Source organism: Aquimarina megaterium XH134, from assembly GCF_000520975.1.
Taxonomy (GTDB): Bacteria; Bacteroidota; Bacteroidia; order Flavobacteriales; family Flavobacteriaceae; genus Aquimarina; species Aquimarina megaterium.
Window position 1 is genome coordinate 18409 of record NZ_JACB01000066.1, and the last position, 25904, is coordinate 44312.

Annotated in this window: 22 protein-coding genes; 5 read left to right on the top strand and 17 right to left on the bottom strand. The window is 33.8% G+C overall.

Annotated features, from left to right (window positions below; translation table 11 throughout):
* Positions 1-52: 52 nt before the first annotated feature.
* From trpA to Z053_RS0126040, 9 genes are all read right to left on the bottom strand, one after another.
* On the bottom strand, positions 53-814 hold the full coding sequence (trpA, locus tag Z053_RS0126000; RefSeq protein WP_025667884.1) for a tryptophan synthase subunit alpha: 762 nt from the start codon (positions 812-814) through the stop codon (positions 53-55).
* 80 nt (positions 815-894) lie between these two features.
* On the bottom strand, positions 895-2076 hold the full coding sequence (gene trpB, locus Z053_RS0126005; protein WP_025667885.1) for a tryptophan synthase subunit beta: 1182 nt from the start codon (positions 2074-2076) through the stop codon (positions 895-897).
* Between the two features lie 28 nt (positions 2077-2104).
* A complete protein-coding gene (locus Z053_RS0126010; RefSeq protein WP_035096923.1) occupies positions 2105-2770 on the bottom strand; it encodes a phosphoribosylanthranilate isomerase in 666 nt (221 codons plus the stop codon).
* A gap of 36 nt (positions 2771-2806) precedes the next feature.
* Positions 2807-3616, bottom strand: coding sequence for an indole-3-glycerol phosphate synthase TrpC (gene trpC / locus Z053_RS0126015; RefSeq protein ID WP_025667887.1), 810 nt, complete (start codon positions 3614-3616; stop codon positions 2807-2809).
* A gap of 83 nt (positions 3617-3699) precedes the next feature.
* On the bottom strand, positions 3700-4695 hold the full coding sequence (gene trpD, locus Z053_RS0126020; protein WP_025667888.1) for an anthranilate phosphoribosyltransferase: 996 nt from the start codon (positions 4693-4695) through the stop codon (positions 3700-3702).
* An 88-nt stretch (positions 4696-4783) separates the two neighbouring features.
* Positions 4784-5356 carry an anthranilate synthase component II gene (locus Z053_RS0126025; RefSeq protein ID WP_025667889.1) on the bottom strand — a complete coding sequence of 191 codons (573 nt, stop codon included), beginning with the start codon at positions 5354-5356 and terminating at the stop codon, positions 4784-4786.
* Positions 5357-5480: 124 nt separating this feature from the next.
* On the bottom strand, positions 5481-6878 hold the full coding sequence (locus tag Z053_RS0126030; protein WP_025667890.1) for an anthranilate synthase component I family protein: 1398 nt from the start codon (positions 6876-6878) through the stop codon (positions 5481-5483).
* 223 nt (positions 6879-7101) lie between these two features.
* Positions 7102-7668, bottom strand: a complete 567-nt coding sequence (locus tag Z053_RS0126035; RefSeq protein WP_025667891.1) for a YceI family protein — start codon at positions 7666-7668, stop codon at positions 7102-7104.
* Between the two features lie 24 nt (positions 7669-7692).
* Positions 7693-8064, bottom strand: a complete 372-nt coding sequence (locus Z053_RS0126040; protein WP_316930215.1) for a MarR family winged helix-turn-helix transcriptional regulator — start codon at positions 8062-8064, stop codon at positions 7693-7695.
* Positions 8065-8394: 330 nt separating this feature from the next.
* Between Z053_RS0126040 and Z053_RS0126045 the strand changes: the two genes are divergently transcribed.
* From Z053_RS0126045 to Z053_RS0126060, 4 genes are all read left to right on the top strand, one after another.
* Positions 8395-8919 (top strand): TlpA family protein disulfide reductase, encoded by a 525-nt coding sequence (locus Z053_RS0126045; RefSeq protein ID WP_025667893.1) that lies wholly within the window; start codon positions 8395-8397, stop codon positions 8917-8919.
* A 39-nt stretch (positions 8920-8958) separates the two neighbouring features.
* The gene (locus Z053_RS0126050) at positions 8959-9585 is read left to right on the top strand and encodes a thioredoxin family protein (protein ID WP_025667894.1); all 627 of its coding nucleotides are present in this window, start codon (positions 8959-8961) and stop codon (positions 9583-9585) included.
* 118 nt (positions 9586-9703) lie between these two features.
* Positions 9704-10021 carry a rhodanese-like domain-containing protein gene (locus Z053_RS0126055; protein WP_025667895.1) on the top strand — a complete coding sequence of 106 codons (318 nt, stop codon included), beginning with the start codon at positions 9704-9706 and terminating at the stop codon, positions 10019-10021.
* A gap of 11 nt (positions 10022-10032) precedes the next feature.
* Complete coding sequence (locus Z053_RS0126060) at positions 10033-10428, top strand: rhodanese-like domain-containing protein (RefSeq protein ID WP_025667896.1); 396 nt, start codon at positions 10033-10035, stop codon at positions 10426-10428.
* A gap of 49 nt (positions 10429-10477) precedes the next feature.
* Here Z053_RS0126060 and Z053_RS0126065 read toward each other — a convergent pair whose 3' ends face one another.
* The 7 genes from Z053_RS0126065 to Z053_RS0126095 all read right to left on the bottom strand — a co-directional run bounded on the left by Z053_RS0126065 (position 10478) and on the right by Z053_RS0126095 (position 24554).
* On the bottom strand, positions 10478-11389 hold the full coding sequence (locus tag Z053_RS0126065; RefSeq protein ID WP_025667897.1) for an ROK family protein: 912 nt from the start codon (positions 11387-11389) through the stop codon (positions 10478-10480).
* A gap of 270 nt (positions 11390-11659) precedes the next feature.
* Entirely contained in the window at positions 11660-14002 is a 2343-nt protein-coding gene (locus Z053_RS0126070; RefSeq protein WP_025667898.1) for a GH92 family glycosyl hydrolase, read from the bottom strand.
* Between the two features lie 70 nt (positions 14003-14072).
* Positions 14073-15371: a sugar MFS transporter gene (locus Z053_RS0126075; RefSeq protein WP_025667899.1), complete on the bottom strand. Its 1299-nt coding sequence runs from the start codon at positions 15369-15371 to the stop codon at positions 14073-14075.
* Between the two features lie 94 nt (positions 15372-15465).
* Entirely contained in the window at positions 15466-16374 is a 909-nt protein-coding gene (locus Z053_RS0126080; protein ID WP_025667900.1) for an ROK family protein, read from the bottom strand.
* A gap of 77 nt (positions 16375-16451) precedes the next feature.
* The gene (locus tag Z053_RS0126085; RefSeq protein WP_051476151.1) at positions 16452-19451 is read right to left on the bottom strand and encodes a GH92 family glycosyl hydrolase; all 3000 of its coding nucleotides are present in this window, start codon (positions 19449-19451) and stop codon (positions 16452-16454) included.
* Positions 19452-19613: 162 nt separating this feature from the next.
* On the bottom strand, positions 19614-21290 hold the full coding sequence (locus Z053_RS0126090; RefSeq protein ID WP_025667902.1) for a RagB/SusD family nutrient uptake outer membrane protein: 1677 nt from the start codon (positions 21288-21290) through the stop codon (positions 19614-19616).
* 108 nt (positions 21291-21398) lie between these two features.
* Entirely contained in the window at positions 21399-24554 is a 3156-nt protein-coding gene (locus tag Z053_RS0126095; RefSeq protein ID WP_025667903.1) for a SusC/RagA family TonB-linked outer membrane protein, read from the bottom strand.
* A 483-nt stretch (positions 24555-25037) separates the two neighbouring features.
* Here Z053_RS0126095 and Z053_RS0126100 point away from each other — a divergent pair, with 483 nt between their 5' ends.
* Positions 25038-25499, top strand: coding sequence for an Lrp/AsnC family transcriptional regulator (locus Z053_RS0126100; RefSeq protein WP_025667904.1), 462 nt, complete (start codon positions 25038-25040; stop codon positions 25497-25499).
* Positions 25500-25570: 71 nt separating this feature from the next.
* Here the strand turns inward: Z053_RS0126100 and Z053_RS29380 are convergent.
* Positions 25571-25904: T9SS type A sorting domain-containing protein (locus tag Z053_RS29380; protein WP_035096926.1), on the bottom strand; the 334-nt coding region annotated here is incomplete at its 5' end.

Genomic DNA, 25904 nt, shown 5'->3' on the forward strand with positions numbered 1-25904 from the left:
ATTAGAAAGATAAAAACTCTTATGCTTTACTTATAAATCGAAAGATACAAAATCACCGAATGCTTTTTACAAAGTCACCGATGTTATCTGTTCTGTTATGAGTTAAATGTTTTATAAAAGCAGAGCCAATGATCGCACCTTTAGCTGTTTTGGTCGCCTGTGTAAATGTTTCATTGTTACTGATTCCAAAACCAACGATTTGCGGGTTTTTAAGATCTAAAGCTGAGATACGTTCAAAATACTGCTGTTGTGTATCACCAAATGTACTTTTGGCTCCAGTTGTACTGGCAGAACTTACCATATAGATAAACCCATTAGATACATCATCTATAAATCGAATACGCTCATCCGAAGTTTGCGGAGTAATTAGAAACACATTGATCAAGCCATATTTCTCAAAAGTTTCCTGATAATGTTCGTGGTATTCATTAACTGGTAGGTCGGGAATAATCAATCCGTCTATACCAATCTCCTGGCATTTAGCACAAAAAACTTCTATGCCATACTGCATCATAGGATTAAAATATCCCATAATGATTAAAGGAATGTTAACCGATTTACGAATGTCTTTTAGTTGTTCAAAAAGAATGTTAGTGGTCATCCCATTCTTAAGAGCTGTGGTCGAACTCTCTTGTATTGTTGGCCCATCTGCCAAAGGATCACTAAAAGGTAATCCGATTTCGATCATATCTACTCCATGATGTTCTAGATCTTGTATGATTTTTGTGGTATCATTTAGTGATGGATATCCAGCTGTAAAATATATAGATAGTAATTTTTTATCTTGCTCTAGTGCTGTGTTTATTCTGTTCATTTTTTAGTATTTAGTATTGAGTATTTAGTGTTGAGCAGCGAATAATTAGTGCCCATTACAATATACTTACTACTGAATTGTTATAATTTAAAATAGTCTATGTAGGTGTCAAGATCTTTGTCACCACGACCAGAAAGGCTTATGACAACAATATCTTCGGGTCTAAATTTTTTATCATTAAAAATGGCCAGGGCATGTGAGGATTCTATTGCAGGAATAATTCCTTCTAATTGTGATAGTTCTAATCCGGCAGCCATGGCATCATCATCGGTTACAGAATAAAACTCTCCGCGTGCGGTTTTATATATATGAGAATGTAATGGTCCAACACCAGGATAATCCAGCCCTGCAGAAATAGAATAAGGCTCTGTAATTTGCCCATCTTGAGTTTGCATTAGCAAGGTTTTGCACCCGTGAATAATTCCTTCTTTTCCTAATTGCGAGGTAGCTGCACTTTCGCCACTATGTACTCCTTTTCCGGCAGCTTCTACTGCAATGATTCCAACACTGGGTTCTTCTAAAAAATGATAATATGTACCCGCAGCATTACTACCACCACCAATACATGCTACTACATAATCAGGATGCTCTCTACCTTCTTTTTCCTTTAGCTGCCACTTGATTTCTTCTGAAATTATAGATTGAAATCGTGTTACCATATCTGGGTAAGGATGAGGTCCTATTGCAGAACCAATAATATAATGTGTGTCTACAGGGTTATTGATCCAATCTCGTATTGCTTCATTGGTAGCATCTTTAAGGGTCTTACTTCCTGATTTGGCTGGTCTTACCTCTGCACCAAGCATTTTCATTCGGGCTACATTGGGTGCTTGTCGTTTGATATCAATCTCACCCATATAGACAATACATTTGATACCCATAAGGGCACATACTGTTGCTGTAGCTACCCCGTGTTGTCCTGCACCTGTTTCTGCAATGATTCTGTTTTTACCTAATCGTTTTGCTACAAGAATTTGCCCAATCGTATTATTTACTTTATGTGCACCAGTATGGTTTAGATCTTCGCGTTTAAGGTATACTTTGGTATTGTGTTTTTCTGAAAGACGTTTAGCAAAATACAAAGGAGAAGGCCTCCCCACGTAGTCTCTTAATAATTGATCAAACTCTTTTTTGAAAGAAGGTTCGTTCATAATATCGAGATAGGTAGTTCGTAATTCTTCGACATTAGGATAAAGCATTTCGGGTATATATGCTCCTCCAAAATCTCCGTAATATCCTTTTTCGTTTACTTGATAATTCATTTTTTATTGTTTTTGGTTGTCATTACGTTTATGTCGTAATGACAAGCTTTATAAATTTTTCGAGATTTTCTGTTTTTTTTACTCCGGGTTCACTTTCGAATTTGCTGTTTACATCAATAGCATGTAAATATTTAGATTCGGGGCGCTTCTGAAAAGATAAAATAGCTTCGGTTTCATTAAGTCCGATACCACCACTTAAAATGAATGGGGTAGAAGAGGGGTAGTCTTTTAAGACACTCCAATCAAAAGTATATCCATTACCTCCTTTTTCTTTTCCTTTGGTATCAAAGAGAAAATAATCTACAATACCTTCATAGGGTTGTAAACGGTCAAAATCAAATTGATCTTTGATAGAGAATACTTTCCAGAGCTTGATTTGGTTAGACCTCACAAGTCTCGAAGACTTGTGAAGTTTATTTAGACTATAATTTAACTCCTGGCAGAACAGAGGAGTTTCATTTCCGTGCAATTGAATAGCTTTAAAGTCATATTGCTTTACTTTTTCTACAATAAAATCTACAGAGGCGTCTACAAAAACCCCTACTTTTTTTATTGTAGAAGGTAATTTTGGAATTTCTCCTTCAAAATTTCTGGGAGAGTTTTCATAGAAAATAAAGCCAAGGTAATCTGGTTTGAGAGCTGCAACAGCTTCTATGTTTTCCTGGTATTTCATTCCGCAAATTTTCAACTTCATCGTTTGTTGTTTTTTTAGCTTTTACTAAGTTAGACCTTACAGGTATCGAAGACCTGTGAGGTCTGTATTTAGTTTTTGTATAAATTCTATTGCACTGGCTCCGGGGTTTTCGGTTTTCATAAAATTTTCACCAATAAGAAAACCTTTATACCCATATTGCTTTAGGTCTTTTATAGCTTCTATAGTACTAATGCCACTTTCTGAAACTTTTACAAAATCATCTGGGATTTGAGTACTTAGTGTTTTACTAATATCTGTACTTACCTCGAATGTTTTTAGATTTCGATTATTTACGCCCAGCATATCCAAAGATGGCATGATAGATTTTTGTAATTCGTCCTGGTTATGAACTTCTAATAATACATCGAGAGATAAGCTTTTGGCAAACTGGGATAAAGATTTTATCTCATCACGGGATAAAACGGCTGCAATTAATAAGATTACATCGGCTCCGTGAGCTTTGGCTTCTACTAATTGATATTCGTCGATGATAAATTCTTTACGTAGCAAGGGCATTTGTACTGTGGCTCTGGCGAGTAAAAGATCTTCTAGAGATCCTCCGAAATACTTACCGTCGGATAGTACCGACATCCCACAAGCTCCGGCATTTTGATATCCATCGGCTACATCTTGTACACTTACTTTTTGATTGATTACAGATTTAGAGGGAGATCTGCGTTTATGTTCTGCTATGATGCCTGTATCGCTGTTTTGTAAAGCCTTGGCCAATGAGTTTGTTTCGCGATCAAATAATACAGAGTTCTCTAATTGTTTGATAGGGATTATACTTTTTTTAAGGGCAACTTCTTTATGCTTATCGGCTATTATTTTGTCTAGGATATTCATGTTTTATACCTAAGTGTCGGTTAGTCTTTTTTAATTATAATTTCAATTTTGGATTCCAGCCTACGCTGGAATGACAAATTATTTTAATTTTTACTTAGTTCCTGAACTTTTTTTAGTGCCATTAACCCTTTTCCAGAGTGTAATGATTCTTTTGCTTTTTCGAATCCTTGTTTTGGTTCGAGACCTTCTACTGTGGCGATAGCCATTCCTGCATTGGCACAGACTACGTTATTTTGTGCTTCGGTTCCTTTTCCGCTCAGGATATTCATAAATATAGCAGCAGATGCTTCGATAGAATCTCCTCCGTAAATATCTTCTTGTTTCAATAATGGTACTCCAAAATCTAATGGAGAAAGCATTCCTTCGGTAGTATTAGAAATTGTTTTTGTGTTTCCGGTTAGTGAAATCTCGTCGTATCCATCCAACGCATGGATAATAGTGAATTTTTTATCTGTATTTTGATACAAATATCCATACATCCTTGCTAATTCCAGATTAAAAACTCCTACGATTTGATTTTTTGGAAATGCTGGATTTACCATTGGTCCAAGCATATTGAAAAATGTTTTTACTCCTAATTCTCTACGTATCGGAGCAACATTTTTCATTGCAGGATGAAATAATGGGGCATGCAATACACAAATCCCTGCTTCATCGATACTACGTTTTAAAAAGTCTTTATCATTACTAAACTTAATTCCCAAATGCTCCATTACATTAGAACTACCACATGTCGAAGAAACGCCGTAGTTACCATGTTTAGTGACTTTAATCCCAGCTCCTGCCGAGACAAAAGAAGAAAGTGTTGATATGTTAAAGGTATCTTTGCCGTCACCTCCTGTACCACAAAGATCTACGGGGTTATACTCGCTAAGGTCTATTGCGATACAAAGCTCTAGTAAGGCATCTCTAAACCCTTCTAATTCTTCGATAGTAATGCTACGCATCATATATACGGTAAGAAATGAAGCAATCTGACTTTGATTATATTCTCCCTTAGAGATGTTAACCAAAACACTTTTGGCTTCTTCTTTAGAGATGGTTTCGTGATTGATTAATCGGTTGAGTAAGTTTTTCATAAGCCTTGCACTCTGGCATTTGCTTTCTAAACAGGAAAGCAAGCTTGTATAGAGTAGTATTTAAGTTAGTATATTTTATCTTTAAGTGTTAATTATTAACCCAATTTTCTAATATCTTTTTTCCATCGGGAGTTAATACAGATTCTGGATGAAATTGTACCCCTCGAACATCTAATTCTTTATGACGCAGGGACATGATTTGTCCGTTTTCATCATATGATGTCACTTGCAGGCAATCGGGTAAATCTTTATCTGCTACTACCCAGGAGTGATATCTCCCTACATCAAAACTGGTGTCAAGTCCTTTAAAAAGAGATTCATCTGTGACCGATAATGTTACATTGGTTGCCACACCATGATAAACCTCATTGAGGTTGATCAGACTACCACCAAAAACTTCTCCTATCGCTTGTTGCCCCAGGCAAACTCCAAAAATACTTTTGGTGTCTGCATATTTGCGGATAATGTCTTTTAGTAACCCTGCTTCATCTGGGATTCCCGGACCTGGAGATAATAAGATTTTTTGAAATGCATCTACATCTTCTAATCGTAATTGATCATTACGTTTTACGACAACTTCACAACCAAGATCTTCTAGGTAATGAACCAAATTGTATACGAATGAGTCGTAATTGTCTATTACTAATATTTTTGTATTCATTGTTTTTTTTTCAGAGCTTTTACACTTTATTACTTTATCTCTTTATTGCTTTTTTGTGTTAGGGATAGCAGCTGGCTACCTTGTAGCGCGAATAGCCCGACCCCAAGTAATTGGGGAAACACCCTTATATTTCTTCTGCTATTTTTAATGCTTTTGTTAATGCGCCTAGTTTATTATATACTTCTTGTAATTCGTTTTCTTCATTTGATTCGTTAACCAATCCGGCTCCTGCTTGCCAGTGTAATTTGTGATTTTTACTTAGAAATGTACGGATCATGATCGCATGATTAAAGTTTCCTGAAAAATCCATAAAACCAATTGCTCCCCCATAGAAATCACGATTTACGTTTTCATATTTCTCGATAAGTTGCATGGCCATGTGTTTTGGTGCACCACTTAGTGTACCTGCAGGGAAAGTATCTCCTACAATTTGCATAGTGGTGGTGTCTTTGTGTTTTTTACTGGTAACCTTACTAACTAAATGGATCACATGAGAATAAAATTGAACTTCTCTATAGGTCTCTACAGTAACATGGTTTCCGTTTCTACTTAAGTCATTACGTGCTAGGTCTACTAACATCACGTGTTCTGCATTTTCTTTTTCATCTACAGATAGTTTTTTTGCTAATTCTGCATCTTGCTCATCATTACCTGTACGTTTAAAAGTTCCTGCAATGGGGTGAATCTCTGCAGTATCATCTTTTACGACTAGTTGTGCCTCGGGAGAACTACCAAATATTTTAAAATCACCATAATCAAAGTAAAACAGGTAGGGTGAAGGATTAACGCTACGTAATGCTCTGTAGACATTAAATTCGTCTCCTTTAAATTTTTGTGAAAAACGCTTCGATAGTACTAATTGAAATACATCACCGCGATGGCAATGTTTTTTGGCAAGGGAAACATGTTCTTTATATTGTTCGTCGTTAAGATTAGAGGTTGTATCACCAACTGTAGTGAAATTATAGGAGGCAAAATTTTTGACTTTAAGTAGAGATTCTATTTCGGCAATATTACTTTCTGATTCATAGCAGTGCGCAAAAATATAGGCTTCATTAGTAAAATTACTAATAGCAATAATGTTTTGATATACCGTGTATTGTATGTCGGGTATATGTAAACCATCTTCTTTTTTAGAAATAGAGATATCCTCAAAATATCGAACCGCATCATAAGAGATATAACCAAAAAGGCCATTGTTAATGAATTTGAATTTGCTTTTTGAGGTTATAAATTTTTTACCGAATTGCTCAACAACTTCAGCAATATTAGTAGAATCAGTAATAGGTGTTTCCTCGATACTCTTATCGGGAAAAGACTGATAAATAGTTTCGTTTTCTACCTTGATATTGGCGATTGGATTACAGCAGATGTAAGAAAAGCTATTTTCACTACCTCTGTAATCATTGTTTTCTAATAATAAGCTATTAGGAAAACGATCTCTAATTTTTAGATAAACACTTACTGGAGTAAAGGTGTCTGCCAGAATTTGTTTGAAATGTGTGGTTAATTTATAAGTCATTTTGCGTTTTTAATTTTTAAATACAATCTCTGTTTAGGGAACAAAAAAAAGGCTTGTCGTGATTCGACAAGCCTTTGATATGTTTACTTAACACAATGATAGGAGCTATCTCACGACGTTTTCGTTTTGAGATGACCACCACCAATTATTTGTTAAGATTGTTTTCATTTTTTATTTATTGGGTCAAATATATAAATTAATTATAATTCAGAACAATAAAAAATTACATTTTTAAACTTACAGCTAATTCGAATTCATCGCTGATCGCTTTATCACCTAAATTATCAAAGAAACTTCCTGATCCATATTTGATGTCATACTTTGTTCTGTCAATTTTAAGTGTGGTTGATGCAGTACCATCATTTAAGGCTAGAATAAATTTGATTGGATTTGTTTTTCCTTTAATGGTAAGATCTCCGGCTACTATATGACCTTTATCTGTTTTTTTGGTTTTTGTAACCACTAATTTTGCATTTTTATGATTTGCTATTCCAAAGAAATCATCAGAACTTAAATGTCCTTCGAGTTTTTCTTTTCCTTTTCCAGCTTCAAGATCAGTAACAGCAAGTGAGGTCATATCTACTACAAATTCACCTCCTGTAATGTTATCGCCATCAAATACCAAAAACCCTTTTGATAATTTTAGTGTTCCTGTATGCGATCCTGTAACTTTTTTACCTGTCCAGTTAATTGTACTTTCTGAAGTTTTGATTTCTTTTTTTTGAGCAAAAGTAGATGTTGTTGCAACTACTGCAATTGCTAAGAATAATGATTTAAGTCTAGTTTTCATGATTGTTAAAAAATTAATAGTTATTTATGAGTTAGAATTTCGAAGTTTATTTAATAATTCATTTAATTGGATCAAATCTCCTGTAGAGAAATTTGAAGTAACTCTATTTTCAAATTCATCCATTATGGGACTTACTTTATCCAAAAATTTTTTTCCTTGCTCTGTAATGGTAATTTCAACTTTTCTTCGATTAGATTCGCAGATTACACGTTGTACATAACCTTTGTTAATGAGCTTATCTACCAATCGAGTTGTATTACTCATTTTGGTAACCATTCTTTCTTGTATGGTAGAAAGGTTAGCAGGTTTCTCTTTTTGTCCTTTTAAGATTCGTAGTACATTAAATTGTTGAAGAGAAATATCAAACGCTTTTAATTCGATATTGATTTTGTCCATTATCCAGTTTTCCGTATATAATAAATTTATTACGACTTTTTTAGGTAGCGGAAGTTCAATTTCTGTTTTTATAATCTTTTCTATGTTCAATTGTATCTACAATATTTGTCTATACAAATGTATGTTAATTTTTATTTCAAAAATTGTAAAATGTTATTAATTCTTTGTTAAATTCAAGTTTTGAGATCAGGTTTAATAGTATTATTGTGATTTAGAAAAGTATCATTATTGAGTTAAACAATTGTGAAAAATTCTGAAAATATTTAGATAAAATATAGAAACCTTGTTAATTTTCTTTTACAGAATTAATGGTTTTGATACATTAGTATGATGTCGAGATTAATTTTATATACCATATTTATTGTGCTTTTTGCTAACTGCAAAGGAGAGCAACAGACTGTGGCTCTTGATGCAACAGATGTTTTCGAAAGTAAAGGTATAGAAATACCTGTATATGATTTTGAAAGTTTTAAGCCATTATTAAATATTAATGACGGAAAAGTAAGAGTGATTAATTTCTGGGCTACCTGGTGTAAACCATGTGTGGCCGAGTTACCTTATTTTGAGTTAATCAACAGTAGGTATCCTAAGGATAAAGTAGAGGTTATTTTGGTGAGTCTGGATTTACCCAGTCAAGTAGAAGCTAAGTTAATTCCATTTGTTAAAAAACAAAAAATAGGAAGTAAAGTTATCTTACTAGATGATCCAGATGCAAATAGTTGGATTCCAGAAGTTAATACTGAATGGTCGGGTTCTATTCCGGCAACAGTAATATATAAAGATGGAAATAGTAATTTTTATGAAAGATCTTTTACCTACAATGAATTAGAAAAAGAGCTTAAAAAAATGCTGTAAGCATCTATATAAATCAAAGAGTAATAAAAAAATAAACCAATGAAAACTTTAAAGATTCTGGTTGGAGTAGCTTTTGTAATAGCAATAAGTGCATTTGCATTAGATAAAGTATCTGGTGCTAAAATTGATAAAGGATATTCGATTGGAGATGTTGCTACAGATTTTAAACTTAAAAATGTAGACAATTCATTAGTGTCCTTAGAAGACTATAAAGATGCCAAAGGATTTATTGTGGTTTTTACATGTAATCATTGTCCATACTCGGTGGCTTACGAAGATAGAATTATAGCGCTGGATGCTACTTTTAAAACAAAGGGATATCCCGTTGTGGCTATAAACCCTAATAACCCAAAGGCTTATCCAGATGATAGTTTTGATAATATGCAAATAAGAGCAAAAGATAAAGGGTTTACTTTCCCGTATTTGTTTGATGATGGACAAAAAATATATCCTCAGTATGGAGCTACAAAGACTCCTCATGTCTATGTTCTGGAGAAAACACCTCAGGGTAATATTGTTCGATATATAGGGGCTATTGATAATAATTATAAAGATGCATCGGCAGCCGATCAAAAATATGTCGAAGATGCTGTAAATGCCCTGTTAAAAGGAGAAAAGGTTCCTGTAGAAGTTACAAAAGCTATAGGTTGTAGCATTAAAGCATAATATTTTTCTAATTTTTTAATAAATTGAAGGTGTAGTTTTACTACAATTAATGAACTACTTTTTATATTTGTAAGGAGTAAAAAAACAAAAGTCCAATTTTAGTAGAACACATTTTATAATGGCAGAAGATATCACTCAAGAAGAATGGCAAGAGCAAATTGCTAATGACAATAATGCAGTAATTTTAGATGTACGAACAGAAGAAGAAGTAGAGGACGGTTACATACCTAATATGCTTAATGTAGATATTCGTCAGGGGCAAGGTTTTCTTGATGAATTAGGAAAACTGGATAAGACTAAAAATTACTATGTATACTGCCGTTCTGGAGCACGTAGCGCCCAGGCATGTATGTTAATGAATCAAATGGGATTCGAGACTACATATAATTTGGTAGGTGGTTTTATGAATTGGGAAGGCGAAATCGTAGAAGATTAGTATACAACTTTATGAAAATCAAATCATTTTTAGTAGTCATTTTTATTGCTTCTGTATTGCTTAATTGTAAACAGGTCGAAGATGATGCTGTAGTAGAAGTAATCACTGTTGAAGAAATGGATGAACTATTAGAAATGGGTAAAGTACAACTTATCGATGTAAGAACGCCGGGTGAGTATGCCCAGGGGTATATTGAAGGAGCTGTAAATATTGATTTTAGAGATGAAAATTTTGAAGATCTAATTTCTAAAGTCGATAAAACAAAACCTGTAATTGTATATTGTGCCCGTGGAGGAAGGAGTAATAAATGCTCTAACTATATGAAAAAAGCTGGATTTACTAAAATCTATGATCTCGATGGTGGTATTACCGAATGGAAGTTTAAAAAGAAAAAAGTAATCAAATAAAATCCATTCTTTTATACTGATCTAAAAGTTATACATTCGAGGTGTTGTATTAAAAAGCGAGCCCTTTATAGAAAGTGTCATTAACCAATCTTGCACTACCTAATAATATAGCTTTTTCCTGAAGTTCGCTTTTATGTATTTTCACAAGACAATCTTGAGCATTTATTTTTTTCTCTAACTCATTAGCAAAAAAGGGCCATGCTTTAGCAATGTTGCCACCGATAACTATAGCTTCTGCATTGTAAGATTTTAACCAGGGACTTAAAAATTCAGCTAGATTTTCTGAAAACTCATTAAAAACTTGTTGTACAGCAACATCATTTTCTAAGGAAGCTTCTGTAAGTTCTTTAACATTATCAATTGTTGTGTCTGTAATCTCTTTATATCTTTTAATAAACCATCGAGTAGAAAAATAATCATCTGCAATCCCGTCTTTATATGGGATGTGGTACAGCTCTCCATCTTTAGGAATTCCATCGCCAGAAAGAATCGGAAGTCCATGAAACAGAAAAGAAGCTCCAAAACCAGCCCCCAATATTATCCCTAATCCTCTTCGAATTGATTTAAGCTTTCCTTTCCATACCTCACCAATACCAAAACAAGCAGCATCATTATAAAATCGTATAGGGATATCATCAGATAGTTGCAATTTTTTCTTCAGTATTTCTTTAATATTTGTGCAAAAAAGAGACGCGTATTTTTGTTTCATTTTAAAAGCAAAAATTCCATTATAATAATCAAATGGCCCGGGTATAGCAATACCAATTCCTTCTAGAGGGTCATCTGCAAGAGTATCTATAACTTTCTGTATTGCAAATAACCATCGTTCTAATATTTCATTAGCTTCAGCGGTATTATCTACAGTAATAGAAACTAGATTAGCTTCTGATAATTTGTTTGTTTTGGTGTCTATTCCGGCTACAGTAATATAATTACCTCCAATATCTACTCCTAATATCATTTGTTATATATAGTCTATTTAAGTAATACTAACTAAAAAATAGCTAGTCGTTAAAATTACAATTTAAAATAGTTTTTGCTTTGATTATTATTAATTATTCTTTCTGTAAATTGTATTGTATAGCAAACCCCAAGTCAAAGCCTTGGGGTCTCTTTTATTTTTTTACTAAAGTATAGTATCCACCTTGCCTTCTTAATTCTTATATAAAATTTGACAAAATACCTTATACATTATGTAAATTTAATACTATGAAAAAAATAATGATAAATATTATTCTATAGTCTTTGGAGTGCTTTGCATTTCAAAAATAATTTCTCCACCATTTATAATATCATTATGCGAAAGAGTAGTGTTATTGATTACTCTACCATTTACCGTAACCTGATTTACGTAGATATTATCTTTACTTTGATTTTTTACTATGATTGTTAGATCTTTTCCATTTTCTAGATGTAATACTGCTTCTTTAACCAGAGGACTCCCTATTGCGTAATTGGGGGATCCTGGTGTAACCGGGTAAAATCCTAAACTACTAAATATGTACCATGCACTCATTTGCCCAGCATCATCATTACCACACAATCCATCTACCGTAGGACCATACATAGTATCCATAATCATACGAACGCGCTCTTGGGTTTTATATGGTTTTCCTGTCCAGTTATATAAATAAGGGATATGATGACCTGGTTCATTACCATGTACATAATTACCTATAATTCCGTCTCGAGTTATGTCTTCGTGTTTTTCTATATACTTGTCTTCTAATTTCATAGTAAACAAAGAATCCAGATGTTGACTAAATCGTTCGTTTCCTCCCATCATTTTTACCATTTTTTCCAGTTGATGAGGTACATATAAACCATAATTCCATGCGTTTCCTTCAATAAACCCTTGCCCGTGTGTATCTAAAGGATCAAATTCTTTCCTAAATTCACCATTAGATAATTTAGGACGCATGTATCCAATTTTGGGATCATATACATTGTTATAATACTCTGATCTATTTAGAAATTGATCTGTAGTTTTCTTATCTCCGATACTATTTGCAATCTGTGCAATACACCAATCATTATAAGCTAATTCTAATGTTTTAGAAACCGAAGAGTGGCTTTTGTCATCGGGGACATATTTATATTTGATATAATCTCCTAAACCATCAAAATATGGTACGTTGGCAGTGCTCACTGATGCAGAAAGAGCTTTGTTTTTGTCAAAATCTCCAACATTTTTGGCGATAGCATCAGCTATTACCGAAGTTGCGTGATAACCTATCATGCACCAGTTTTCATTAGCATAATGACTCCAGATCGGTAACATATGATGCACACTTTGTTCTTGATGAGCAAGCATTGATTTGATCATGTCATTATTACGACTGGGTTGCGTAATATTAAACAATGGATGCAAGGCTCTATATGTATCCCATAACGAGAAAATCGAGTAGTTTGTAAAATTTTCGGAAGTATGTATGTTTTGATCCAATCCAAGATAACTACCATCTACATCTTCATAAATAATAGGACTAAGCATAGTGTGGTATAAGGCACTATAAAAAGTAGTTTTGTCTGCTTCGGTAATTGTTTTTACTTCTATTTTTGATAATTCATTATTCCATTTATTCTCGGTTTTCTGTTTTGTTTTCTCAAAATCCCAACCTGGCAATTCAGACTGCAGATTTTTTAATGCTCCGTTAGTGCTAACAGAGGATAATGCAAATTTGATATTGATTTTTTCGTTGGTTTTGGTGTCAAAATTAAAATATGCTCGAATGTCTTTTCCTGCCATTTCAGGAAAATTTTCCTGCTGTTCAAAACGACGATAGAATCCATCGTATTTTACAGTATCGTATTTTTTGTGCCCATAACTACTAAAAGGCTTAGAGAACTGCATAGCAAAAAATACTTTTTTGGTTCTTGCCCAACCTTTGGTTTGACGATACCCGGTTACTAAAGAATCATTTTCTACTCGTAAGAATGTCCATACGTTTTTATCATCATGATGATAAACATTATAAACTAAATCCAAAATAATATGTGCGTCTTTTGTTTCTGGGAACGTATATTGATGAAACCCTACACGTTCTGTAGCGGTAAGCTCTGCCATAATATTATAATCCTTTAGTTCTACTCTATAATACCCTGGCGAAGCATATTCTTGATCATGAGAGAACATAGAATAAAATCCTTTAGAGCCATCGGCTGTTTTTATGGGGTCGAGTACTAAATTCCCTGTTGTTGGCATTACCAAAAAATCTCCTAGATCAGAGTGCCCCGTACCACTTAAATTGGTGTGAGAAAAACCTAGTATGGTAGAGTCTCTATGTTGATATCCGGCACAATACTCATAAGTTTCTCTGTTATAACTACCATCTTCATTAAACATTACTTCAAAATTCGTTTGAGGACTTAGCTGTACCATCCCGAATGGTGCTGTTGCTCCTGGATATGTATGCCCCATTTTGCTGGTACCAATAAATGGATTGACATATTTTGTAAAACCTGTCTTTTTGATAGTTTTTGGTACAGAATCCTCGACTACAGGACTTGTAGAATCTTTCTTGCATGAAGAAAAGCAAAGTATCGCTGCTATTATAATTGATAGATATTTCATTACGATATGATTTTTATGTTCACTTTTAAGTTTTTAGTATATAGAGTGATGAGGGTTTATTTTTTACATGTTAAATATTAGCTTTTCTTCTACCGTAGAAGACTATATAAATATAGCAGATTAACACAAGGGTCAGCGCGGTCTTAAACCCTGTTTGATCAGAAAGTAATCCAAATAGGGGAGGGATTATTGCGCCACCAACGATCATAGTGCATAAAACACCAGATGCTTGTGGTTTTAGGTCATCTAATCCTTCTATAGATAAAGAAAATATGGTTGGGAACATAATAGAGTTAAATAGTCCTACTGCCAGGATACTCCACATTGCTATAAAACCAGATGTTGACATAGATATTAGAATCAGTAAAATAGCTCCAATGGCAAAGAAACTTAAAACCTTTGCAGGTTTTATAATTTTGGTTAGATGTGCTCCTATAAATCGACCAATCATAGCACCACTCCAATAAAAAGTAACAAAAGCACCTACTATTGCTTTATTGTCTAGTGTTTGGCTATCTGATCCCAAAATCCCTTCAGAGATACTCCTCATAAATGTGCTCTCCTTGATTAGAGAAGCAAGATTCATATCCAAAAAATAATTGATTAGATAGCTACCTATAGCAACTTCGGCACCAACATATACAAATATTCCAATAGCTCCCATCATCAAAGATTTACTTTGTAAAACTTTTATATACCCACCTTTTGGGCTGCTTTTTATTAGCTTAGGAAGTTTGATAAATATAAATATAAAGGCTAGGATGGCGACAAATATGGCGATTCCTATGAAAGGAGATTGAACTGCAGCGGCCTCAGAAATATAATAGCTCTCTTTGTCTATGGTATTTAAAGCGGCAATTTCCTGAGGGTTTTTAACTTTATCACTTAAAATAAACATAGCTCCAATAGCCGGAGCAATAGTAGTACCTAAAGAATTAAAGGCCTGAGATAAGTTAAGTCTGCTCGAAGCACCTTCTTCAGAACCTAATACAGCTACATATGGATTAGCAGCAACTTGTAGAATGGTAATTCCACTTGCCACAACAAAATACGCTAACATAAAAATACTAAATTCGCGATACGATGCAGCAGGATAAAATAATAAACATCCTGTTGCCAGAGTTAACAAGCCTAATATAATCCCTTTTTTATATCCAATTTTAGATAGAATAAAGCCAGAAGGGATTGATAATAAAAAATAGGCTCCAAAAAACGCAAATTGAACTAATCCAGCTTGAAAGTAATTTAAAGTAAAAACTTCCCGAAGTCTCGGGATTAGAGAATCGACGAGTACTGTTATAAACCCCCATAAAAAGAATAAGGAAGTTAAAAATATAAAAGCACTTTTATATGTTGTACTGTTTTTCAAAATAGTGTTTTTTTAGATTATAATTTGTTTTATCTTTTAATATTGTTGGTTACTATAATTTAATCTTTTGCCAATATGCTCGGTTTATATAACTCTAAAAACAGAGGCTCTGATAAAATATGTTATTAACCAGACGCGCCCCACCTAGTAAAATAGCCTTTTCTTTTAATTCACTTTGATATATTTTGGTAGTACATCCCTGATTTTTTAGTTCTGTATTCAGGTGCTCTGCAAAAGAATTCCATGCTTTAGATATATTTCCTCCAATTACAACAGCATCTGCATTATATTCTTTTAACCAGGGAGACAGGAAGGTGGCTAAATTTCTAGAAAATTCAGTAAATATTTGATCTGTATACGGATTGGAGTTAGAATCGGTAATTAGATCTTTTACTCCACGTATGGTAATCCCTGTTGCTTCCTTATATTTTTTAATAAACCAACGGGTAGAGAAATACTCATCTGCTATTCCATTTTTAAAAGGAATATTGTATAGTTCACCATTTTCGGGAACACCATCTCCAGAAAGTATAGGGAGTCCTTGCAATAAAAAGGTAGCTCCAAAACCGGTACCTAAAGTTATGGCTAGTGCTTTTTCTGTAGACTTAAGTTTTCCTTTCCAGAATTCTCCTATACCAAAACAGGCAGCGTCATTATAAAATCGTAATGGCGTAGTGTCTGATAATGTTAATCGTTTACTAATTATTTCTTTAATATCTATACCAAAGAGAGAGGTGAATTTATTCTTCATTTTATAGGCAAAAACTCCTTGATGATAATCAAAAGGACCTGGTATTGCAATGCATATTCCCTCAAGAGGTTCGTTGTCAAGAGCATCTATGCTTTTTTGTAAAGCATAAATCCATTGATCAATAATTTCACTTGCTTGAGCGGTGCTGTCTACTTTTATTGAAATTAAATTAGAATCTGGTATTTTGTGGTTTTTGGTGTCAATGCGGGCTACAGTAATATGGCTACCTCCTATATCTACTCCTAATATCATTTTTTATTCTATGTTTTGTTTGTTAGTTGTTACGTATGCTGTCGATGGTTAGTCTACTTTTAGTATCTTTTCGAAAGTTATGGATTAGATTTGTTTTTATTTTGATCAACGATATGATAAAGATGAGAAGTGTTAATTTCTATTTTCTCAAAATCAGGACCACTCCATAATGTTTTTAGACCGATATTATCTGAACATTGAAAATATCGTATAGTAAATTTATGCAGTCCCTTAGATAAAATTATATCGTTTTTTTGAATAAAACTAAATGATTTTCTTCCATCACTTTCAAACAATTCTTTGCCGTCAATTAATAGTTGGGCACCATCATTTGCAGCAATTTCAAAATTATATACGCCATTTTTAGGAATATTGATAAATCCATCAAATTCAAAACCTATCCATTCATCTCGTAAACGGGGTTCTATATTGATAGTTGATACTTCTCCTTTTTGTATGGGATCTTCTTGTAGGAAATCGTAAACAGATCGAAAAATACCTTCATAATATTTATATGAAAGCCCGTTTTTAAGTTTGGTCTTTAATTTCTTTGGATCTATACTCTCTAGTTTCTCTAAAAATAATGTTGTTGTATAACTAGATATTAAATCATTTTTGAAAGCTTTGATTTTTAGTTCTGTAGATTTTTTCACCTCGAAAGGAGAGTTGTAGGGTATACTATTTTCTGTGGGTTCACTACCGTCAACTGTATAATATATATTAGCATTTTCTGTATCACAACCTAAAACGATTGTTTTGGTGTCTAAAAATGTGGTATGATCAGATTTTAGATAGGGTATATGCACTGTTTTTTTTGTATCTGATAGTGGTCTGTTTGATGGATCAATACCCCAATCTTTATTAGGAATATCTGTCATTTCAAAAACTAATTCCCCTCCTTTTAGAATATCTTCGTGTTTTAGATATGTGTTAGGATATTCTTTACCATTAAGTTTCAAGGATGAAAAATGGATGTTTTTTTCACTGGCATTATGAGCTCTTATTGTAAAAGTTTTTCCGTTATCGAGGTGAATTTCGGCCTTTTCAAAAGATGGGCTTCCAATAACATATTCTGAAGCCCCCGGTGTAACAGAGTAAAATCCTAAACTGCTTAATACATACCATGCAGACATTTGTCCGCAATCATCATTTCCGCAGAGCCCATCAGGTTCAGAAGTATACATTTCGTTTAATATTTTGTGAATAGTTTGCTGTGATTTCCAGGGCTTACCGGCATAGTTGTATAAGTAAGCGAGGTGATGGCTGGGTTCGTTTCCATGAGAATATTGACCTAGCAATCCAGAAACATCAGAATCTTCGCTAATTTCTTCATCAAAATTTTTAGAGAAAAGGTCGTCTAGCCATTGATTAAAATTAGTGTCACCCCCAACTAAATTAATTACGCTTGCTATATCATGAGGAACAAACAGGCTGTATTGATATGAATTTCCTTCGGTGAAATTAAAATTATACGTTTTTTCGACAGATGTAGGATTAAAATCTTCATACCACTTTCTATTAGAATATCGAGGTCTCATGAATCCTGTTTGCTGATCATATAGATTAACAAAAAATTGAGCTCTTCGAGAGTATTCATTATAGATATCTGTTTTGTTTAACGCTTTGGCCATTTGTGCAATACACCAATCATCATATGCATATTCTAACGTTTTAGAAACGGATTGACTGCTTTTGTTTGAGGGTACAAAACCTAATTCGGTATAGTAGTTAATGCCTCTTTTTTTTACATTAGAACTTTCTATCATGGCAGTTAATACTTTTTCGGCATTCACATCTGTTATTCCTTTTAAGTATGCATCTGCCATAACCGAAACTCCGTGATATCCTATCATACACCTTGTATCATTTGCTGCCAATTCCCACATGGGGATTTCACCGTATTGTTCGTGTTTTTTTTGTAAGGTAACAACAATATCTCGGGTTACCTCTGGCTCTATAATTGTTAATAATGGGTGCAGGCCTCTAAATGTATCCCAAAGAGAGAAAACTGTATAATTGTTAAACCCTTTTGCGGTATGGATGTTGTCATCCATTCCTCGGTATTGACCATCAATGTCGTTATATAAATTAGGGGTCAAAAGGCTGTGGTATAAAGCGGTGTAAAATATTTCTTTTTTATCTTCGTTGCTATCAGATATTGCTATTTTACGTAACGAAGTATTCCAGGTTTTTTTTGCTTCTTTTCTAATCTTATCAAAGTTCCAATGTGGTAATTCTTTTTTTAGGTTTTTCCTGGCACCATCAATACTTACCGCAGATAATGCTACTTTCGCGATAACCTGATCTCCTGCACTGTCAAAATTAAGAGCTGCTATTATTTTCTTGTTGTTAAATTTGGTACCTGTAGTTGCTGTTTTTTCTCCAGTAAGAATTTGATAGGACGCGATAGGTTTAGAAAATTGTGCCACAAAATACTGGCGTTGGTTACCGGCCCATGCCTTTGATCTTCGATATCCAGCAATTTCTGTTTTGCTTATGATCTCGAATGTTGCTTCTATTACCGGATCACGATGTTCTAGGTCGACAATGATACTTGTTTTTTCTGCTTCTGGATATGTGTATCGATGTACTCCGACCCGTTTTGTGGTTGTTAATTCTGTCTTTATATTATAATCATCCAGAATAACAGAGTAATATCCAGGTTCGGCAAACTCATTTTGGTGAGTATATCTAGAACGATATCCGGTATCAGGATTTTCTGGAGTACCTGCTTGAAATTGTACTTCTCCGGTTGTAGGCATGAGTAAAATATCACCTAAATCGGGAACTCCTGTTCCTGATAAGTGCGTATGGGTAAACCCTATAATAGAAGTGTCTGTATAATCATATCCTGCACAGGCCGGCCAGCTGGTGTGATCATTTCTGGTATCAGGGCTTAATTGTACCATCCCGAAAGGAAGCATAGGGCCAGGAAATGTATGTCCGGGTGATTTTGTTCCGATAAAAACATCTACATAATCTGCCGGCTTTTTTACTTCTTCTTTATTTGTACAATGGACCCCTAATCCTGCAATCATAAGGGTTAGGAGTATTCTTCTAAGCATAAACAATTTCATAATTCATTTATTTTGAACTTCGTGGTTGAATTACATTGGGTGTTAAAAATGTATGATGAATTAACATGTGAAAGACAGAATCTGTATGAATGATTCTGTCTTTACAATCTAAAACAAAAAATAACTAATGAAACAAATCTATTAGTAGAACTTGGTTTATAATTAATATCCGGAATTTTGTTTTAAAGCTCCTCCTGAAGAGTTTATTGCATCGAGAGGAATGGGGTAGTATTCGCTTTTTCCCTGGGTAAAACTTGCTCCGTTAAGGTAAACACGTTTTGAAGATTCTTCACTAATATATTTGTTTAATACCTGCGGAGCTACCCCCCAACGTACCAGGTCAAAAAATCGATGTCCTTCTGAGGCTAATTCTAATCTTCTTTCAAAACGAACCGCTTTAATGGCATATTCCTGATCAGGAAACGATGTGTATTCATTAATTACATAGTTTGCAGCTGGTGTTCCGTCGGGGTTTTTAACAAATCCATCGGGATTTGCAGCTCTAGCTCTTATTCTGTTTACAAGATTCATGGCATCGGTTAATTGACCATCCTGAGCATATACTTCTGCTCTCCATAATAATACATCAGAATATCTTATTAATGGTGTGTTAATCGCATTGTATTGCGGCAATCCAGCAGCAGACATTGAGCCTTCTTGAGATTTTAATATTTCATGTTTCTTACCAACATACGGCCCTCCGTTAGATTGATCACGTGTCCATCTCGATCCGGGCATAATCCCCCAACCTAAATATTCTATACCTCTTCTACCTACTGTCCAGTCTAATCTTGGATCTAGGTTACCAGTATATGGTGTAAAAGGTTGATCAGATGTGATTCCTTGATCATTGGTGATATCAGAGTCATTAAAAGCATCTAATAATGGTAATCCATTAACATCGGTTTTAAATGCATTCACTAAATTTTGGCTAGGTTGAAAAAAACCGCAACATCCTCCGCCAGGAGCATCAGGAGCATATGGGTGGTTTAATCTATTACCCCTATTACCATTAATAAACCCATCTCCTCCGTCATTTACAGAGTTTTGAACAGCAAATACAGATTCTGAATTATTGTCTTTTTCAGCATTAAAATTATCATGATAATTAGGAACCAATTGAAACGGTCCTTCATTAATAATATTATCTAAAATTGGCCTTGCTGCGGTATAATCATTTTGAAACATATGTGCTTTTGCCAGATATGCTTTAGCTATCCATGAGGTAGCTCTACCAGCATCATCCTGGCTTTCGGGAAGATTGTTTATTGCATATGTTAAATCTTCTTCTATTTGTGGCCAGATATCGGTATCATTAGATGGAGTAGTGGTTAGTCCTTCTTTCATGAAAGGTATATTGTTCCATATTTTTTTTGCATCCATATGATAATGTGCTCTTAGGAAACGTGCTTCTGCACCCAGAACTGTTAAATCTTCTTCTAGAGTGCCTTTTTCTATAGCTTTGGTAATTGATTCTATCGTTTGATTTGTTCTGGAAATACCTTCAAATAAAGATTCCCATTTTCTGGATAGATAAATGTTTGTTGTTCCCGAAGAGAAACGCTCAACATCATTCAATTGAGGCTGATCATCTATAGACGAACCTTTATGAAAATCATCAGAGGCTACATCTCCAAGAGCCCAGTTAGATGCTGGTGCCCAGAAATAACCAGGATTCCCATCCAAAATAGCGTAGGCGCTGATAAGTTGTTGGTCGACCCATTCTTTATTAAATTCTATTACTCCTTCAACGAGAGATCCTTGTGGTTCAATGTCTAGTTCTTTCTCGCAAGAAATCACTAGTAACGTAACGAATACAAATAAGATTATTTTTTTCATCTGTTTATATTTGATTTTTTTGATTATTGTGTAGAATGAGCAATAAGAGATCATCATTGGTTTCATCTTCATTTGTTTGCCTATGCTCAATTTTACCTCGTTTTTTATTTATAAAGCAAGATTAACACCTAGTATAAAGGTTCTCGCTACAGGGTATGCACCTCTATCAATACCGATATCCAGGTTTACAGAATCGCCGCCATATTGTTGTAAGTTGATTTCAGGATCTAATCCAGAGTATTTTGTCCAGGTGTATAGGTTTTTGGCTTGTACAAAAAACCTTAATTTCGAAATCTTTAGTTTAGATGTTAATCGTTCTGGTAAGCTGTATCCTAATTGAATATTTTTAAGACGAAGGTATGATCCATCCTCTATATAATAATTACTAGCACTAGAATAGTGTTCTGCAGGGTTATTAGAAAGTCTAGGTAAAGTAGCACCTGTATTAGAGGGGCTCCAGGAATTTAGATAATTTCTACTTTTTGCTCCAGGAAAACTGTTGTAATCTGTAAAGAATTTAGTGAAATTATAAATATCGTTTCCTTGGCTTCCCTGAAAGAATATTCCAAAGTCAATATTTTTGTATTCTGCCCCCAAATTAAAACTATAGGTAAAATCAGGATGAGGATTTCCTATAAAATCTCTATCATCATCATTAATCACTCCGTCATTATTAACATCTCTATACTTAAATGTTCCTATCTCTTTTCCCAGGTAATCACCAGTAGCTGCAAGTTCTGCGTCGTTTTGAATAATACCATCAATAATAAAACCATGAAATGAAGCAATTGGATGGCCAGCTTGTGTTCTAGAAGGTCTGGTTTCTCGTGCTAAATTTCCTTCTAAGAAATAATTTGGATTGTTTCCTAATTCTTTTACTGTGTTTTTATAAGTAGAAACATTTATTGAAGCGTAGTACTTTAGATTTTCATTAATCTGATCACTATATCCCAGTGAAAAATCAAATCCTTTGTTTTCTACAGATCCTGCATTGATGTATTTAGCCTGGGCAAGACCTATGAGAGTTACATTGGCTTGATCCTGAACTAATAATTTTTTTGTTAATGCATTGTAGTATTCAAAGCTGAATGTTAATTTTCGATCAAATAAAGCGCCATCAATTCCGATATTCTTTGTTGTCGTTGTTTCCCACTCCAAATCTGGGTTTCCAAATATGAATAAACTATATCCAGGTGTGACATTAGAATTGTTTCCTCCTATATCATAATTACTGTTATCATTATTAATATATTGACTAAATATTCTACCTTGAGGAATGCTTTCGTTTCCTAGTTCTCCGTATCCAGCTTTTATTTTAAGATCATTGATAAATGATAGACTCTTCATGAAATTTTCGCTAGATATTCTCCATGCGGCACTATATGAAGGGAAATAATCTGATCTTTTGTTTTGAGCAAATTTTGAAGTAGCATCTCTTCGTAGAGAAAATGATAATAAATACTTATCGTTGTAGCTGTAATCTACTTTTCCGAAGCTAGAGAAGTATCCACTTTTAATTCCGCTACCATTATTATCTCTAGAACCGGTTCCTCTATCCAAATATCTATAATCTAGTTCGTCGGTAAAGAAATCAGTTCTTGAAGCACTCAGGAATTTTCTTTGTGTTTTATTAGATTCTGTTCCTAACATTGCATTAATAGAATGGTTTCCTATATTTTTAGAATAACTAAGTGTGTTATACCATGTAGAAGAGATGGTATAATCGTTACTTTCTATTAAACGATTAACAGAATTTGGCTCTGCAACTTCTGGATTAAGAAAAACATAAAACGAGCTGTTGTTATTGTTGTAATCCAGTCCTATGTTAGTTTTAAAAGTAAAATCGTTTAAAAAGTCTAGCTCTGCATATGCATTACCAATTGTTCTGTAGCTTCTTTGCAAGTTGTTTTTGTTTCGAGTTGCACTGGCTACAGGGTTAATGCCATTACCTAATCCCGGACTTTGAGGGCCGGCATAATTACCTGCAATATCGTATACAGGAATGATAGGTTGTGCTCTATATAAGAAAGAAATATCCCCTCCGGTAGATTGATTTCCAACAGAACCAACTCGGTCAGAATAAGAAAGGTTAAACGATTCTCCTATTCTGAAATTATCAGTTATTTTAAATTCTGAATTTGCTCTTAATACATATCTGTTGTAGAAAGTATGTAAGGCTACACCTTCTTGTTTTAGTGCACCCATTCCGACATGAAATTTTGCATTTTCAGACCCTCCGGATAATCCCAGATTATAATTTTGAACAAAAGCATCATTAAAATATTCATCAAACCAATCTGTACCTTGTTTATTTGCTCTGGTAATCTTATTAGTTTGGGCATCATATGTAGATAGATCTGCAGAATCTGCTCCAGCAGGGGTTAGATAATTTGGTAATACAGGGGTACTTCCGTTACCATATTGAGGGTGAGAAGGAGCAAAGCCATCATTATTAAAACGGGTCCAAATAACATTTGCAGTCTCCTGAGGAGATAATAAATCCGGAAAAGCAGATTTTGCAATGTTGTCAACTCCTAGACTTGTATTAAATGTAAACTTAGTCTTGCTATTATACTTACCTCCTTTGGTGGTGATAAGGATTACCCCATTAGCAGCTCTAAATCCATAAATAGCAGAAGAGGATGCATCTTTTAGTATTTGCATAGATTCAATATCTGCTGGATTTAGCTGGTTAATTCCGGTAGTTGTTGGTGTACCATCAATTACATAAAGAGGGTCATTGTTATTGATTGTTCCAAACCCTCGTATTCTTACCATTGCAGATCCTCCGGGGCCTCCTTCAGAACCTACAGTAACTCCTGAGGCTAATCCTTGCAAAGATTGCTCAATATCGACAGGAGTAGTAGCGGCTAAATCTTCTGCTTTGATTACGGTAACAGATCCAGTTATATTTCTTACCGATTGTTTTGAATACCCGGTAACTACAATTTCTTCTAGTTGATTAGAACTCTCTTGCATAGTGATGTTGTGTACTCCCGAATCTGACACCGTAATACTTTGAGTTTCCATTCCCAGATAACTAAATAACAATGTATCTCCTGATGAGGCTGTTAATGAATAGTTTCCGTCAAAATCGGTTTGTGTTCCTGTAGAAGAGTCTTTTATAATAATGTTTACCCCTGGTAATAACATTCCCGTATTATCTGCTACTTTTCCAGTAATTGTAATTTCCTGGGCGGTAACCATATTGGCAAATGACATGAAGGTAAGCACAAAAAATAGATATCCTAATTTATTCTTCATATTAAAATTGGTTTAGTTAATAATTTGACTGCTGATTTCTCTAATAAACTCTTAATCAATTGGCGTTTCTGAAAGATTAACAATGCGTTATGTTTAAGAGGATTATTGTTTTCAAATTTATAATATGAAGACTAATATTTGTATTTTGCTATAAATATTAGTGATTTTTATGGTAAAAATTAGTTTATGAAGTTTTTTTATCTTTTTATAATATGTATTACTACACTATTAAGTTTTTTTTCGTGTTAAAATTCTACTCATTTTTTGATAAAAGTAAGTGTATATGTGTTTTTAAGTTGATTTAATGTATTTAAAATGTTAATTTGATAGAAAATTCACTTATAATTAGATTTTATGATTTGTTTCTTAAATATGAGTATATTTGGTTAAATAGATTGGATAAATGTATTATTGTGATAAAAAAAGCTTTGTTGTTATAAAATAAAAGTATTTTTATCTGAATAGTGTAATAGTATAAATAATATGGAAATGTTAGATAACACAGACAAAACTATTTTGCGTATCCTTCAAAGAGATTCTAAAAAAACTGCGAAGGAAATAGCGAATCTTTTAAACTTAACTGTTTCTCCTATATATGAGAGGATAAAACGTTTAGAAAGTAAAGGGTATATAGAAAAATATGTTGCAATTGTGAATAAAAATATGGTTGGTTTGCCCATTACAGCATTTTGCCAGGTGTCTCTACAATCTCATGGAGAATCATTTATTGATAAGTTTGAAAATCAAATAAAAAATTTGAAAGAAGTTCAAGAGTGCTTTCATATGGCAGGACAGGTAGACTTTTTGCTAAAAATAAATATGCCAAGCTTAGAAGAATATCATGAGTTTATGCGTTCTAAATTATCAAAAATTGATAATATCGGAGTCCTGAATACCACTTTTTCTTTAAAGGTGATTAAGCATACTTCAGAATATTATTTATAAAAAAACACCTGCACAGTAAAGTACAGGTGTTTTTACAATTCTAATTAACTATGGTATAGTATAAACCGGTGTTAGCGCTTTATAAATCTATTTCTATATATGGTTTTTCCATATTGTTTTACAATTATAAAATACATTTTGCTTTCTAAATGATCTAGGCTTAGTTCGTTGCCTGAAGTTTTTTCTGTAAAAATTAGAGCGCCTTGGGTATCATAAATTTCAAAAAGTAAAGAGGTGTTTTTTAAGTTTTGTGGTTTTACAAAAAGCAATTTATCTTTTACTGGATTAGGATATGACTTTAAATTGAATGCGCTTTCAGGATTTTTGTTTTCTACTGTTTGAAGATTGCTTCGATTGTTACTACCGCAATCCAGATTCCATGGATAATCACCGTCGTAATCAAGA